Source organism: Bacteroidia bacterium, from assembly GCA_020852255.1.
In the GTDB taxonomy this organism is placed as follows: domain Bacteria; phylum Bacteroidota; class Bacteroidia; order JADZBD01; family JADZBD01; genus JADZBD01.
In genome coordinates this window covers 43,743-59,652 of record JADZBD010000023.1, presented here as the reverse complement: position 1 = coordinate 59,652, position 15,910 = coordinate 43,743, and the positions used below count along the sequence as shown (strand labels likewise).

Annotated in this window: 12 protein-coding genes; 6 read left to right on the top strand and 6 right to left on the bottom strand. The window is 48.9% G+C overall.

The genetic code is table 11. The annotated features are described in order from the left end of the window. The first annotated feature begins 19 nt into the window (after positions 1–19). From IT233_13040 to IT233_13030, 3 genes are read left to right on the top strand one after another with little or no spacing between them, the layout of a single operon-like run. Positions 20–3,181 carry a SpoIIE family protein phosphatase gene (locus IT233_13040; GenBank protein ID MCC7303559.1) on the top strand — a complete coding sequence of 1,054 codons (3,162 nt, stop codon included), beginning with the start codon at positions 20–22 and terminating at the stop codon, positions 3,179–3,181. Positions 3,182–3,187: 6 nt separating this feature from the next. After that, positions 3,188–4,576, top strand: a complete 1,389-nt coding sequence (locus IT233_13035) for a DUF1800 domain-containing protein (protein MCC7303558.1) — start codon at positions 3,188–3,190, stop codon at positions 4,574–4,576. Then, positions 4,577–5,761 (top strand): DUF1501 domain-containing protein, encoded by a 1,185-nt coding sequence (locus IT233_13030; protein MCC7303557.1) that lies wholly within the window; start codon positions 4,577–4,579, stop codon positions 5,759–5,761. It abuts the gene before it with no gap. A gap of 8 nt (positions 5,762–5,769) precedes the next feature. Here the strand turns inward: IT233_13030 and IT233_13025 are convergent, their stop codons facing one another. From IT233_13025 to IT233_13015, 3 genes are all read right to left on the bottom strand, one after another. Beyond that, entirely contained in the window at positions 5,770–6,702 is a 933-nt protein-coding gene (locus IT233_13025) for an NAD(P)-dependent oxidoreductase (GenBank protein MCC7303556.1), read from the bottom strand. Positions 6,703–6,704: 2 nt separating this feature from the next. Next, positions 6,705–7,631, bottom strand: coding sequence for a potassium channel protein (locus IT233_13020; protein MCC7303555.1), 927 nt, complete (start codon positions 7,629–7,631; stop codon positions 6,705–6,707). Between the two features lie 96 nt (positions 7,632–7,727). Then, positions 7,728–7,958, bottom strand: coding sequence for a PspC family transcriptional regulator (locus tag IT233_13015; GenBank protein ID MCC7303554.1), 231 nt, complete (start codon positions 7,956–7,958; stop codon positions 7,728–7,730). A gap of 150 nt (positions 7,959–8,108) precedes the next feature. Between IT233_13015 and IT233_13010 the strand changes: the two genes are divergently transcribed. From IT233_13010 to IT233_13000, 3 genes are all read left to right on the top strand, one after another. Further along, the gene (locus tag IT233_13010; protein MCC7303553.1) at positions 8,109–11,435 is read left to right on the top strand and encodes a gliding motility-associated C-terminal domain-containing protein; all 3,327 of its coding nucleotides are present in this window, start codon (positions 8,109–8,111) and stop codon (positions 11,433–11,435) included. A 73-nt stretch (positions 11,436–11,508) separates the two neighbouring features. Further along, complete coding sequence (locus tag IT233_13005; GenBank protein MCC7303552.1) at positions 11,509–12,624, top strand: hypothetical protein; 1,116 nt, start codon at positions 11,509–11,511, stop codon at positions 12,622–12,624. A gap of 4 nt (positions 12,625–12,628) precedes the next feature. Further along, entirely contained in the window at positions 12,629–12,883 is a 255-nt protein-coding gene (locus tag IT233_13000) for a hypothetical protein (protein MCC7303551.1), read from the top strand. A 9-nt stretch (positions 12,884–12,892) separates the two neighbouring features. Here the strand turns inward: IT233_13000 and IT233_12995 are convergent, their stop codons facing one another. From IT233_12995 to pckA, 3 genes are read right to left on the bottom strand one after another with little or no spacing between them, the layout of a single operon-like run. Further along, positions 12,893–13,561 carry a DUF4159 domain-containing protein gene (locus IT233_12995; protein ID MCC7303550.1) on the bottom strand — a complete coding sequence of 223 codons (669 nt, stop codon included), beginning with the start codon at positions 13,559–13,561 and terminating at the stop codon, positions 12,893–12,895. A gap of 22 nt (positions 13,562–13,583) precedes the next feature. Then, positions 13,584–14,273: a 16S rRNA (uracil(1498)-N(3))-methyltransferase gene (locus tag IT233_12990; GenBank protein MCC7303549.1), complete on the bottom strand. Its 690-nt coding sequence runs from the start codon at positions 14,271–14,273 to the stop codon at positions 13,584–13,586. Continuing rightward, entirely contained in the window at positions 14,270–15,886 is a 1,617-nt protein-coding gene (gene pckA, locus IT233_12985; protein ID MCC7303548.1) for a phosphoenolpyruvate carboxykinase (ATP), read from the bottom strand. Before pckA ends, IT233_12990 begins: the two co-directional genes overlap by 4 nt. Between the last annotated feature and the right edge of the window lie 24 nt (positions 15,887–15,910).

Below are 15,910 nucleotides of genomic sequence, written 5' to 3'. Positions count from 1 at the left end.
TGTTTTTTTTCTTGCCGTTATGGCGGGAATTCAGGTCTCGTTTTCACAGGTTTCCTTTTTAAAGAACTACTCGATAGATGAAGGGCTTTCACACTCACAGGTCAACTCCTTATTTCAGGATTCTAAAGGATACATCTGGGTCACCACGTTTGGTGGCGGCATTTCGCGGTTTGACGGGAGGACCTTCCGAAATTTCGGAGAAGCTGACGGAGTAAGCGGTAACATCACACGAGGTACCGCAGAAGACAGTCGCGGCAGGATCTGGTTCGGTTCCCTGGGCGGAGGTGTTTTTATGTACGACGGAAAACGAATTACAAACTGGTACGACAGCCTCTTACCCTCCTCGAAGAGAGTATATTCCCTCGACATCGACAAGAAAGATCAGCTTTGGCTTGCTACCGACAGCGGCATCTATATGTACGATGGGAAACGCACCCGGTACTTCGGTCCGGATAAGCACATCGATGCGATTCCCTTCATGCATATCCACGCTGATGACCAGGGCAGGATATGGGCTTCCAGCTGGGCCGGAGGTGTATACATGATTGATGGCGAAACAACTTACCGCGTTCAGCGCAGCGACGGTCTCACATCGGATACCATCATGTATACAGTAATTACAGCGGAAGGGAAAATATTTTCCGCTACGGCTCACGGCGTTTCGGAATTATGGATGGAATCAGGAAAGCTGCGGGCAAAAAAAGTACCAATGAATCCGGTACTTGACCAGCAATTCATCAATTGCCTCTTCTGGGATCCACGCGAAGGACTTTGGGTAGGCACCAATCAGCAGGGTCTGGTGCTTATCAGGAAGAACGGGCAATTGATGAATAAGAAAACAATGCACGGGCTGCAGACAAATAATGTATACCACCTGATTGTGGATCGCGAGAACAATCTTTGGATGAGTCTCTGGGGCTTCGGCATTACCCGGTACCGCGGCGACGCCATCGTAAATTTCGGAAAAGAATCGGGATTGGAAGATCTTCTGGTGAATGCCGTAACACGGAAATCTGACGGTTCCTTCTGGGCCGGAACTTCGGGAGGTCTCCTGCAGTTTGATTCCGTTGCGAAAAAGTTTGTACGTGACGAGCGATTTCCCGAAAAGAATTACCGGGTATTTACAAGACCCGACGGACAGTTGACGATTTATGCCGGCACCACACTAATCGAAGAACATCCCGGAAAAACTGTAGAGTGGAATAAGAAGAACGGAATGAACACGGCCAATGTCAAATATTTTCTGCAGGACCGGGATGGGTTCTACTGGGCTTCATCCTGGGGGCATGGCGCAGGCAAATTCCGGGAAGGTATCTATGAAGGTTTCCTGCCGGAAAACGGATTCTGCTGCGATTACCTCAACGGAATCTATATAGACAGCAAGAATAATAAGTGGTTTGGCACATGGGATCATGGTTTATGTGGTATTATGTCCGATGGAAAAATCCGGAATATCAGGAAAAGCGATAGTCTGCCGAATGATTATGTCAACTGTGTTGCAGAAGATGCACTCGGCCGTTTGTGGATAGGGACTTACGGTTCCGGTTTATCTGTTTATGACGGGAAACAATTTATTACAGTGGATCACCGGCATGGACTCGTGCATGATGTGATTGTTTTCATAGTGGTGTCAGGAGATTACGCCTGGGTGGGAACCACTAAAGGACTGTCCCGCGTCCGTATCAGCGATGTCGGGAAAGCAGAAATGCCGGAAATAAAAAATTTCGGTAAGGCGGAAGGCCTGAATGACATCGACTGTCTTCCAGCCTCCGGATATGCAGACCCGGACGGACGAATTTGGTTCTCGAACAAAAAAAACCTGGTATGCCTGGATCCGGTTTCGTTAAACAATAATCCCCTGGCTGTTACCCCTCTTCTGACTTCCCTTCAATTGTTTTTTGAAAATCAAAACTGGGATTCACTCGGATTCAGGGTGGGACCGGAAAACGACCTTCCGATTGAGCCTGTTTTCGCTTATTATCAGAATCATCTCACATTTTCCTTTACCGGTATTTGTATGAGTGCGCCGGAGAAAGTGCGATTCAAGCATATGCTGGAAGGGGCGGAAGAAAAATGGTCTCCGGAATCAGAAAGCGGTACCATCACCTACTCCGGATTGAAGCCCGGGCATTATACATTGCACATTATCGCCAGCAACAATGAAGGCATATGGACACCGGATCCCCTGGTCTATTCCTTTACCATCTCAGCGCCCTATTACCAGACCGCCTGGTTTTACCTTTGCATTGCAGCCCTGCTGGGTGCAGGCGCAGGAGCTTTATTCCGGTACCGCACACAGAAACTGGAAAGAGATAAGAGGGCGCTGGAGGAAAAAGTAACAGAACGCACCGCCGAAGTTGTCCGGCAAAAGGAGATCATTGAAGAAAAAAACAAAGATATCACTGACAGCATCAACTATGCTGCACGAATTCAGGAAGCCATATTGCCTGCCAGAGAAGAAAAGTACCGATTGTTTCCCCACACCTTCATCTTCCTTCACCCTCGCGATATTGTCAGCGGTGATTTTTACTGGTTTGCACAACTCGGCCAAAAACGGCTCATTGCAGCAGTAGACTGTACAGGACATGGAGTACCGGGTGCCTTTATGAGCATGATCGGAAATGCGTTTCTGAACGAAATTGTGCTGGAGAAAAAAATAACCGACCCGGGGGATATTCTGAATGAACTGCGGAAAATGGTAGTGAAGTCTCTCAAACAGACAGGAGCTGCCGGCGAGAATCGTGACGGGATGGATATGGCCATCCTTTGCTTTGATGATGTGATGCAGGAAGTACATTTTGCAGGAGCGAACAATCCCTGCTGGATCGTGCGTGCCGGAACTGCTTCACTGGAAGAAGTAAAAGGAGATAAACATCCCATTGGATCGTATAAAGGGGAGAATATTCCCTTCAGGACAAAACGTCTGGACGTTCGGGATGGCGATCTCCTTTATATTTTTACAGACGGCTATGCCGACCAATTCGGTGGATCCGCGAAGCAGGGCGGAAAAAAATTCAAATACAACCGGCTCAAGGAACTCCTATTGTCACTGCGCATGCAACCGATGGATCGCCAGGAGGAATCACTTCGTTCCCACCTGAAAGAATGGATGGGTGACCTGGAACAAGTGGATGACATCCTAATTATCGGCATTAAACTTGCAGGTACAGCACACATCTAACAGGGAATGAACAAAAAAGGCAGCTCGCTGGGAAAATTACTTCACCTCATGAACCGTGCAGGATTCGGGGTTACAGTACCTTTTTGCAAAAAATACGGGGATGGATTAAACATGGATGGGTTGGTTAATGATTTATTCACCCTTCACGCAAACTACGAGCCGCTGGTTCTTTCTTCCCCTGATCCAACCCTGTCGGAACTGAAGAAAATGTCAAAATCTGTCCGCAAGCAATACCGGGAAACCAGCAGAGACAAGATCAGTAAGCTGAATATATCGTGGATCCGTCGGATGGAAAAGGACGAAGCGATGTTTCGAGAGAAAGTGGCCCTTTTCTGGCACGGGCATTTTGCCTGCCGCCATAATCATCCCGCCTTCGTTCTCTCGTATATCAATACGCTGCGCAAGCATGCACTGGGAAGCTTTCGCGAAATGGTTATCGCCCTGTCCCGGGAGCCTGCCATGCTGGACTTTCTGAATAACCGGCAGAACCGGAAGGATCATCCCAATGAAAATTTTGCCCGGGAACTGATGGAGCTTTTTACAATTGGCCGTGGAAATTATTCGGAAAAAGACGTACGCGAAGCCGCCCGCGCCTTTACAGGACACACCCTATCCGGAGAAGGAACGTTTACGGTGAGTCAGGAATGGCACGATGAGGGTGAAAAGGAATTCATGGAAAAAAAGGGAAACTGGTCCGGCGATGACATTATCAACATCCTTCTTTCCCGGAAAGAAACCGCCCAGTTTATCTGTGGGAAAATATATCGTCATTTTGTAAATGAAACGCCGGACAACAGCAGAATTTCCGAAATGGCGGAGGTTTTCTTCAACTCCGATTACAATATAGACACCCTGTTTCGCTTCCTGTTTCGTGCCGAATGGTTTTTTAATTCTGTTCATTATTGTGCGCTGATACGCTCTCCCGTTGAGATTCTTGTTAATCTTCACCGGAAATTCAAAATCACCTATGAGGATGATAAAACAATGCTACTGATTCAGCACATGCTCGGACAGGTGCTTTTCTATCCGCCAAATGTAGCGGGCTGGCCGGGAGGAAAACATTGGATCGACAGTTCCCGGCTGATGACCCGTATGCGACTGGCCTCTCTGTTGCTGAACAGCGGTGAAATCGAATGGAATGACGAGAAAGATGACGCAGAAAACACACTGCCGGAAAAAGTGAAAGCGCGGATCCGCCGGAAATTTGGAGCGAAAGCCAACTGGGAGGCCTTTCAGCTCGATTTTCCGGGGACGAATCTAATCGCCCATGCCGATCACATCATTGGAGAGATCCAAAGCACCACGGCCAAAGAGATTATGTACAGTATACGGGAACGGGATTACAAAGGGCAGGCCATTGTGCTGTTATCTTTTCCTGAATTTCAACTTGGCTAAATGAAAAGACGCGACTTCATACGGGCTTCCGCCCTGGCCACCGGACTTGTAATGACTCCGGATTTTCTCAAGGCAGGAAGCCGCCTGCTTCCGGAAATGTCTGCCGGAAAAAAACTGGTGGTGATCCAGCTTTCAGGAGGGAATGACGGGCTGAACACCGTAATACCGTACAAGAATGACCTGTATTATAAACTGAGGAAGAAGCTGGCGCTTCCGGAAAAAGAGGTGTTACCTCTCACGGATGAACTTGCTCTTCACCCCTCACTGAAGTTTTTGCAGGAATGTTTCCGCAGCGGAGATTTGACCATCGTGAATAACGTAGGATATCCTAATCCCGACCGCTCCCACTTCCGGTCTACAGATATATGGCACTCCGCATCGGATGCCTCGGAGTTCCTAAGTACCGGCTGGCTCGGGAGATACCTGGACCAGAACGGAAAAACAGCACATGATATCATAGAAACGGATTCCAGTCTTTCGCTGGCCGTGAAAGGCGAAACCAGAAAAGCGATTGCGCTCACAGACCCGAAACAATTTTATCTGATGACCACAGAAGATCTCTTTGCCTCTCTGTCTCAGGATCATGAGAATGAACAACAGCAAAATCTATTTTACCTCTACCGTACATTGACCGAAACAGCCGCTTCAGCGCAGTATATTCAGGAGAAAACAAAATTGCATCAAGTCAAAGCCGAATATCCTGCCACGCCGCTGGGGAAACAGTTGAAAAGTACTTCTATGTTCATTGGTTCAGGACTTGAAACGGCTGTTTATTATGTAGCCCAGACCGGTTATGATACACATGTTTCACAGGCAGGTACACATGCACGGCTTCTCGGACAACTGGACGAGGCACTGCAGGCATTCATCAAAGATTTGCGCAGTCAGAACCGCTGGAAAGATACCCTTATCATGATCTTCTCTGAATTCGGAAGAAGGGTGGCAGCAAATGCCAGCGGAGGAACGGACCACGGCACAGCCGGAAACGTTTTATTGCTGGGAGGGGCACTTCGAAAAAAAGGAATACTCAACGAAGGTCCGGACCTGAAAAATCTTGACGATGGAGGAGATCTTAAATTCCGGATGGACTTCAGATGTATTTACGCCGGAATTCTGGAACGTTGGCTGGGGGCGGAAAGCAAAAAAATCTTGTACCGCGATTTTGAAGATCCGGGTTTTGTCTGAGCCAGCTGTTAAATGGAAAGCTGTTGATCCACCACCTGCAGACCCTCCTCGAATGTCCGGGGCGAGTACCCGAGTTCTTTCCGCGCTTTATCAAGAATAAAACCGGTTCGTGGCGGACGTATCGCAGGCTGATTTAGTAATGCAGTCTGAACAGGCTGAATAAGGCGGCGGTCCAGCTTCCAGAAATCGGCTACCTTTTGTACCAGTTCCAGAATACTCATGGTATCCGGACCTGATAGGTGATAGATGCCAGTGGCGCCCTTTTCTGCGATAAGCAAACATCCCTCCGCCAGATCCTCCGCCAATGTTGGTGACCGAAACTGATCATCAACTACACGGATGGTTTGTCCTGCGGAGAGCGATTGTTTCGCCCATAGCACCACATTACTGCGGCTCATATTATCCGTTACACCGTAAATGATAATGGTTCGGGCAATGGCCCATCTGACGCCGCTGGTACTGATCAGCTGTTCCGCCTTCCATTTAGAAAGAGCGTAATAGGACAAGGGGTTCGGTGAATCCTCCTCGCTGTAAGGTCCGGCTGCACCATCGAAAACAAAATCAGTGGAAAGATGAATATAGTGCGGCTCATACCCCGGATGCGATCCGCGCAGAGCCGAAAGGGCCATCAGCTGGTTCTCCACACCAGTAACATTAGCGTAGTCGCAGGCCTCCTTCTCTGTTTCGCAGGCATCCACATTCGTCATTGCGGCCGTATTGATGACTACATCCGGCAAAACACTGCTAAAGGCATTCATCACTTCTTTAGCATTTCCGATATCCAGGGAATGAAACTCGTACCCCCCGGTTCTCAGTAACCTGTTTTCACCACGTGCACATGCATGAATGTTCTTATGCCCTTCGTCAAGCAAACGATAGACCAGCTTTTGACCCAGCAGCCCGTTTGATCCGGTAATCAGCACCCTCTTGCCATGCAGCATACTCAGGAAAGAATTTCTCTCAGCTTCCTGATCTGCTCCGAAGTTCCGAGGACAAACAATTTAGCACCGGGGATAATCTTTGTTTCGGCTGAGGGATTAATGACATAGTCGCCTGAGCCCGTCTTGAAGCCAATGATATTCGCACCTGAGCGGTTGCGTACTTCCAGATCCTTAATGCTGTGATTGCGTAAATGCTCCGGCAGGTTATCAAATGTAATTTCCTCGAGGTTGATGGTATCGCCCCCCTGACCTGTGATCACATCAATAAACTCAATAACGTCCGGTTTAAGCACAAGGGAGGCCATGTGTGCGCCGCCTATTCTGTCCGGCATGATCACATTGTTCGCGCCAGCCGTCTTCAGTTTTTTATCAGAATTGTCATCCGACGCCCTGCTGATAATACACAACCCCTGATTCAGCGCCCGTGCAGATAAAACAATGAACAGATTATCCGCATCCATGGGCAAGGTGGTAATGAGTGCGCTTGCTTTGCGGATTCCGGCTTTCTCCAGCGTTTCATCTTTGGTGGCATCCTCGCAAATTACCAGATCAGTATACCGGTGGGTCAGTGATTCCGTTAACTCCTTCTTGCTCTCAATCACAACAAATCGCTTGTCGTGCTTTTTTAATACATGTGCTGCCTGGCGGCCGTTACGGCCGTAACCACAAATAATCACATGACCCTCCAGAGCATCTATGGCTTTACTCATTTTCCTTTCCTGAAAATACCTGTTGAACTCTCCATCCATTACATACGTTGTCAGCGAAGTAATGGCATAGGCGAATGTACCAAAACTTATGATGATGAGAATCACCGTGAAAATCATTCCCCCATCGCCCAACGGATGGACCTCCCGGAAACCAACTGTAGCCACTGTAATGATTGTCATATAAAGAGCATCCAGGAAGGAGAAATCCTCAATGATCATGTATCCTGAAATGCCGATAACCACAATCAGCAATAGCAGCCCGACAGCAATATAAAACTTGTGAAAATGTTTGAGGCTCTTGGTCAAGGACAGGGTTTAAATATCCCAAACTGTTTTGCGCCGGGTACGCAGGGGACGAAAATACTCCCGGTGTTCCAATAAAAAGGCAAGCATGAAGTAGATAAGGATGGGCGAACCCACTGTAAAAAACGTGAGATATATAAAATACATCCTGATCCGGGTGGTCCGGATCCCCAGTTTTCCTCCCAACCAGGTACATACCCCGAAGGCATGCACCTCAAACCAATCCCTGATCGCTGTAATCATTTTTGGTCTTTAATCGTTAAAAAACATGATTCAGTCGAAGAAATAAATGTCTTTGCCGAAGCACCTTATTTCAGAATAAATATGCAACTTTGTATTGATTATTAGGGTCTTATAGGAGAAACACGTTTGCTAAGTTAAGAAAAAGAAGAAATGTTAAGGCCCCTGATTGTTCTTTCTGTTGTGCTACTTTATTCCTCTTTGGGTGTAGCACAAACATGTGTTACCGTGAATGCAGGACCGGATGTAACGATTTGTGCTCCAAACTGCACTACGTTAACCGCAACTCCGGTTCCCAGTAATCAAACCACCAGCTATACGCAGGCAATCATACCCTACGCCCCGGACCCCTTCAACGTGGGTACCGCAGTGGCCCTTACGGATGATTCCCAGACCGGTTTAATACCCTTGCCCTTTCCTTTCTGTTATTACGGTACGGTTTACAACACTTTTGTTATTGGCTCCAATGGGTGGGTAGGATTCAGTGCCACCACCTCCACCTGGGTGATCACGAATCCAATTCCTGATGCTTCAGGTTCATCGCCGAGAAATTGTATCATGGGGCCCTGGCAGGATATAAATCCGGGTGTTGGAGGACAGGTTCGCTACCAGGTTTATGGGGCCACACCTTGCCGCCGTTTGGTGGTATCCTGGTACCAGGTTCCAATGTATTCCTGCGGAACACCGGCTACGCAGCAGATTGTACTCTATGAAACAACCAACATCATTGATAATTTTTTAAACGTAAAACCACTTTGTGCCGGATGGAATGGTGGAAAAGCCATACAGGGATTACATAACGCTGCCGGAACGCTGGCAACTGTTGTTCCCGGAAGAAACAGCCCGACCCAGTGGACTGCCAACAACGAAGGAAGGCGATACACCCCTGCCGGAGCTGCCACTTATACCGTATCCTGGTATAATGGCCCCACCCTGATCGGTACAGGACTAACCATTAACGTTTGCCCGACGGTAACTACTACCTATACTGCAGTGGTTACCCATACTAACTGTAATAATTCCACAGTAACCGTGACCGACCAGGTTACCGTTAATGTGAACACTCTGGCGGTGAACGTGAACCCGGCATCTACCACCATCTGCTCCGGGCAGCAGGTGCAGCTGAACGCCTCAGCCGTAGGAGCGATTTCATACAGCTGGTCGCCTGCAACTTTCTTAAATAACCCCAACATTGCCAATCCCATTGCTACGCCCACCGTCACCACTACCTATACAGTGACAGTATCCGACGGAGTATGTTCAGGTACGGCAACAGTAACAATAAATATTACTTCCCTGCAGAATGCGAATGCGGGACCTGATGATACCATTTGTTATAACGGCAGCACCATTCTCAATGCTTCAGGCGGTGTGCAGTATCTATGGACTCCCACCACCGGATTGAGCAACCCTAATATTGCCAACCCAACTGCAAATCCAACTGTAACCACTACTTATACGGTTACTGTGACAGATGCCAACGGATGTACGGGCACTGACCAGGTAACTGTTTTTGTCGGAAACCAATTAACGCTCACCACTGCCGGCTTCCCAACTTTGTGTAATGGTAACTGCACCGGCCAGGCCACAACCATCGTTGCAGGCGGTAATGGTCCTTTTAGTTACACCTGGTCCAATGCGGCCACCGGTGCAAACATAACCGGCCTCTGCCAGGGTACATATACTGTTACCGTAACCGATGCCTGGGGATGCACCGCCACCGACACCGCAATCGTCTCCTCTCCCTCTGCGATCAACCTGGTCATCAGTTCCACTCCTTCGAACTGCGGTCAGCCCGACGGAAGCATGAATGTTATCGCCAGTGGCGGAGTAGGACCATACTCTTATGCATGGACCCCCGGCGGTTATACCACCTCCACTGTAAATAACATTAATTCCGGAACCTATTGCGTGATCGTTACGGATGCAAATGGCTGCACTGATTCTGCCTGTGTAAACGTTGCGAACAACGCCGGCGTTCAGGTTTCGATTTCTAACTTCAACGTGGTCACCTGCTTTGGTTATTGTGACGGAGCGGCTACATGTGCCGTTGTGGGCGGAACAGGTCCTTTCAATTACATGTGGTCTCCTTCTGGCGGAACTCTGGCCAGTGCTTCCGGACTTTGCGCAGGTACTTATACCGTTTTGGTTACCGATGCGAACGGTTGTACAGATACCGCTATTGTTACAATTACTCAGCCTCCGCAGCTGACGATTGCAAACATTCCCTCTGTCACCATTTGCGCAGGAGCCTGTACCACGCTTACCGCAACTGTTGCAGGAGGTACCGGAGTTCCTGTCATTGACTGGCAGCCGGTGAACCAGCAGGGAACATCTGTAAATGTTTGTCCTACCGCAACCACAACCTACACCGTTCTTGTTACCGACGCGAATAATTGTACCGTAACAACTACGGTTACAGTAACGGTCCGACCGCCACTCTCAGTAAACGCCAGTTCGGTAGCGGCAAGTGTCTGTCCGGGTGCCTGTACCACCCTTAACGCACTTGGAATGGGCGGAAACGGTGGACCATACACTTACACCTGGATGCCCGGAAATATGAACGGGAATTCTGTTCAGGCATGTCCTACCATCACCACTACCTACACCGTGACTGTTACAGACAATTGCACAACACCATCCGCAACCGGCACGGTAACTATTACGGTAAATACACCACCGACTGTAAATATGAGTACCCCTGATCCTTCCGGATGCGAAAGCCCCGCGTTCTGTACAAGCTTTAGCAGCACCAGTACAGGTACCAGCTTCAACTGGTCTTTCCAGGGTGGTACACCTTCCACCGCCACTGGACAGAATCCCGGACCGATCTGCTTTAACTCTGCGGGCACCTATGATGTCACTTTAACAGTAACTGACGCAAACGGCTGTACTGCCAGTGCAACAACGAACGGCATGGTCACTGTGTTCTCAAATCCTGTGGCGAATTTCAGCTGGAGTCCAACCAACGCTACAGTACTCAATTCTCAGGTGTTCTTTACGGACCTTTCGATCAATGCAAACACATGGTTCTGGACACTGAATCCTTTTGATCAGGTTAATGGCACTTCCACAAGTCAGAATCCATCCTATACCTACACAGACAGCGGTTTCTACCAGGTAACGCTGGTTGTTACCAGTCCGGAGGGTTGCCTGGACAGCATTACGCAAGTGGTGGAGATCAAACCCGACTTTACTTTTTACGCACCCAATGCTTTTACGCCCAACAATGATGGCTACAATGATGTTTGGTTGCCGGAAGGCGTTCACTGGGATAACACATCCTATGAACTATATATTTACGACCGTTGGGGAAATCTGATTTTTAACACCACGAATCCTACGCTGGGATGGAACGGGCGGGTAGACAATACCGGTAGTTCAATAGTGCAAGAGGACGTTTACGTTTGGAAGGTAGTACTTAAGGATAATTTCAAACTTCTGCATCAGTACGTTGGTCATGTTAGTGTGATTCGCTGACGGACGGATGACTCCTGAGACGAAATTATTCAGGTCTTTTAATTATATTTGCGGGTCTTTAACACGTTCTAGCATGTTCAAACTACTTCTCTCTTTAGCATTCCTGACGATTAGTCTGGGATCATTTTCACAAGACAACGTAGGAATAGGCACAAACACACCGGATGCGACGGCCATTCTTGAAATTCTTTCCAGCAACAAAGGACTTCTTATACCGCGGATGACAGCGGTGCAGCGTCTGGCGATTACAACCCCTGCCAATTCTCTGATCGTATTTGATACGGATACCAATTGTTACATGTTCTATCAGACCGTTCCCGGACAATGGGTGAATTTGTGCCGGGCCGGAGGAAACGGAGCCACAGGACCAACCGGTCCTACCGGTCCGAATGGAGCCACAGGAGCACAGGGACCTACAGGCCCAACGGGTGCCAATGGTGCAACAGGAGCCACGGGACCTCAGGGAGCAACCGGAGCCCAAGGACCTACCGGAGCAACAGGACCTCAGGGACCCATCGGACCAACTGGGCCTACCGGTGCACAAGGACCAACAGGACCTCAGGGACCTATCGGCCCAACGGGACCTACCGGTGCACAAGGACCAACAGGACCTCAGGGACCTATCGGCCCAACGGGACCTACCGGTGCACAAGGACCAACAGGACCTCAGGGTCCACAGGGAGCTCAAGGACCACAGGGACCCATCGGGCCAACGGGACCTACCGGTGCTAATGGAGCTACAGGGCCGACAGGACCTACGGGGGTTGCTAACTTCTACTATGCAGCCGGAACAACAGACGTGAACAGGGCAGCGAATTCCGGGGCAGCTGCACTTTCCCAAATGACAATCACCTTCACTCCCACCAAGCCGGTTGTATTTGTTTCATTCTCAGCTTCAGGAACTTATTCCGGAACCGTCAGCCCCGGGCAATTCTGTATTTTTCGCCTGCTTGTGAATGGAACACCTCAGAATGGCAAAGGCTGCGCGCCAATTGTGGGCGAATATGATGACTGGGATGGTTCATGTAATGCATGGGCGGGTTCCTTTTTTGTACCCTTAAGTGTAACGCCCAGTGTTCCGGTTACCATCTCTATTGACTGGAATTACCAGTCGCTGGTAGCTAATACGATCCACATCAATGCCGCTACACAAACGAACGCAAACCGTTCTCTGATCATTATGGAATAGATCTATGAAAAACGTATTTTATATATCTGTCTTTTTATTTCCGGCCCTCATTTGGGCTCAGGAGAACAGGAAATCCACTCACTCCTCTGATCCCGGAGCTGTCAATACACAGAATTCTGAAAAAAAGACGGTGGACGAAAAAAAGAAGAAAAGCATTGTCTTTACGGAAAAGCCGGAACGTGTGATCATTGACAGTCTGACCGGAAAGGAAGTGAGAATCAGCCTGGAACAGCCGTCTACAGTTCCACCCAAACACTGATTACTCAGGTTAGTCTGAAGATTTCCCGCTCCCCATCATGGCATACTGAACCAAATTCGCTCCCATCTGGAGTGCCTTGGTTCTTTTTTCTTCGGGATCTTTGTGCACTTCAGGATCTTCCCATCCGTCACCAATATCAGATTCATAAGCAAAAAAGCAAACAACCCGGCCTTCATACACCAATCCGAATCCCTGCGCCGGCTTACCATCGTGCTCATGGATTTTCGGAAGTCCGCCCGGAAAGTCAAACTTCTGGTGGTAGATAGGATGGGAAAACGGAAGTTCCACAAAATCCAGTTCAGGGAACACTTTTTTCATCTGGGGACGGATAAACTTTTCCATTCCATAACTGTCATTGATATATAGAAAACCGCCGCCGAGGAGGTACTTCCTCAGATTATCAGCCTCCTGGTTGTTGAATATTACGTTTCCATGTCCTGTCATGAAGAGGAAGGGATAGTTGAACAGATCCTTGCCGCCCACTTCAACAATGGCTTCCTCAGGACCGAAATTAGTTCCCAGGTTCTTGTTGCAAAATTCCATCAGATTAGGAAGAGCCGTCGGACCCACATACCAGTCACCTCCCCCACTATATTTTACACGGGCTATCTGGTAAGTGGGTGCCCTAAACGCCAACCCGGTGAGCAGCATGGCAAGCAAGATGATCAGTGTGCGCATGTTCAAAGTTACAAAAGAGAAATTACTGTATCATGGCAAAGGCGGCCACGGCAGTCAGCGCCGCGGTTTCAGTGCGAAGCCGGGCTTTCCCCAGATGAGCAGAGATGAAGCCTTCGGCATTGGCTGTTGCCAATTCATCCGTTGAAAAATCACCTTCAGGTCCGATGAGGATCAATGCATCTTCGCCGGCGGGAAGAATCCGGTTCATTGACTGTTTTGCCCCGGCATGTGCGATGATCCTGCGTCGCTGCGGAAAAAGTTTTACTACCTCTTCGAATGGGGTGAGCGGGGCCAATGTGGGAAGGTGATACCGAAGACTTTGCTTCATGGCAGATGCCATGATACGCTCTGTACGGTCTCGGTTAAGCAACTCACGCTCCGAATGCCTGCACATCATAGGAATAAAAACCTGAATTCCTATTTCCACGGCTTTTTCGATCAGCCATTCCGTCCGTTCCCGGTTCTTTGTTAGTGCTACCGCCAGGGCGAGAAAAGGCCCGGGTTCCTCATGTGACTCTGTGGAGTCGATGAGCAGTTCACAACCCGAAGCAGAATCACTCAGAAGAATACAATGATACAATGTTCCCTTCCCGTCCGTCACCTTTACGGCATCGCCGGATTTGAAGCGAAGTACACGCACCAGGTGTCGCGATTCATCACGATCCAGCTGAATGCGATCTCCGGAAATCCCGGGGACGAAGAAAAGACTCATCCTACTTTTTCGGCCACAACAGGAGCAGCATCCAGTATTTCTTTACCGGTTCCCTCTGCGTACTGGGCAAAATTCTTAACAAATGCCGCTGCCAGAGAGTTGGCTTTTGTATCATAAGCCTCTTTATCCTTCCAGGTGTCTCTGGGATTCAGGATCTCAGCGGCAACGCCGGCACAAGACGTGGGATACGAAAGATTGAATACAGGGAGTGTTTTGAATTGTGCTTTCTCCAGACTACCCTCCAGTGCTGCGGTAATGAGCGCGCGGGTAATACTGAGTTTAATGCGGCTTCCCACTCCATATGAGCCACCGGTCCATCCGGTATTCACCAGCCACACATTCACTTTATGATCTTTTAGTTTTTTTCCAAGAAGTTCTGCATACCGTGCCGGATGAAGAGGAAGAAATGCTTTTCCAAAGCAGGCAGAAAAAGTCAAAGTTGGTTCCGTAATTCCCATTTCGGTTCCAGCCACCTTAGCGGTATAACCACTGATGAAGTGATACATGGCTTGTCCGGGGTCGAGTTTAGATATTGGCGGCAGAACACCAAATGCGTCGCAGGTGAGAAAGAAAATATTCTTCGGATCTCCACCCACACTGGGTTCTACAGCGTTACCGATATGGTGGATAGGATAGGCTACCCTTGTGTTTTCAGTCTTGCTTATATTCGTAAAATCAACGGAACGTGTTCCCGGGATATATCCGGTATTCTCCACCAACGCGCCGAATTTGATCGCATCCCATATCTGGGGTTCCTTCTCTCTGGAAAGATCTACGCACTTTGCATAACATCCTCCCTCGAAATTGAAAATGGAGCCATCTGCCCAACCGTGTTCATCATCACCAATCAGTCCCCGCTCCGGATCTGCAGAAAGAGTGGTCTTGCCGGTACCCGAAAGTCCGAAGAAAATAGCGGTATCGCCTTTCTTTCCAATGTTGGCAGAACAATGCATGGAGAGCACGCCCTTCTCATGAGGAAGAATATAATTCAGCAGTGTAAATATTCCCTTTTTGATTTCTCCCGTGTAGGCAGTTCCGCCAATCAGAATGATCCGCTTGGAAAGATTCAGGATGGCAAAGTTGTGTTGGCGTGTGCCATCCACTCTGGGATCAGCTTTAAATCCGGGGGCACAGATGATGTGCCAGTCGGGTTTGAAGTTCTTTATTTCCTTTTCGGTCGGACGCAGAAACAGATTGTTCGCAAACAGATTACTCCATGGCAATTCTGTGACTACCCGGATATTAAGCCGGTATTTGGGATCTGCACAAGCATAGGAATCGCGTACAAACACTTCCTTCCCTGCAAAATACTCACACACCCTTCCGTAAACGGTATCAAACTTCTCGCGGTCAAATTTGAAATTCACATCCCCCCACCATATTGTGTCACGGGTCACATCGTCCATCACCACAAACTTGTCCTTGGGCGATCTCCCGGTGAACTCGCCTGTGTCCACTACCAGTCCTCCGCTGTCGGCCAGTGTTCCCTGCCCTGAAAGAAGTGTTTTTTCAACCAGTTCCGCCGGAGTAAGATTCCACCATGCAGTAGCCACTTCGCCAAGTCCCAGCTCTGCCAGGTTTGCCTTTTCTGCCTTCAATCCTGATTCGATCATGTGCCCATAGGTTTAAGTGAATGT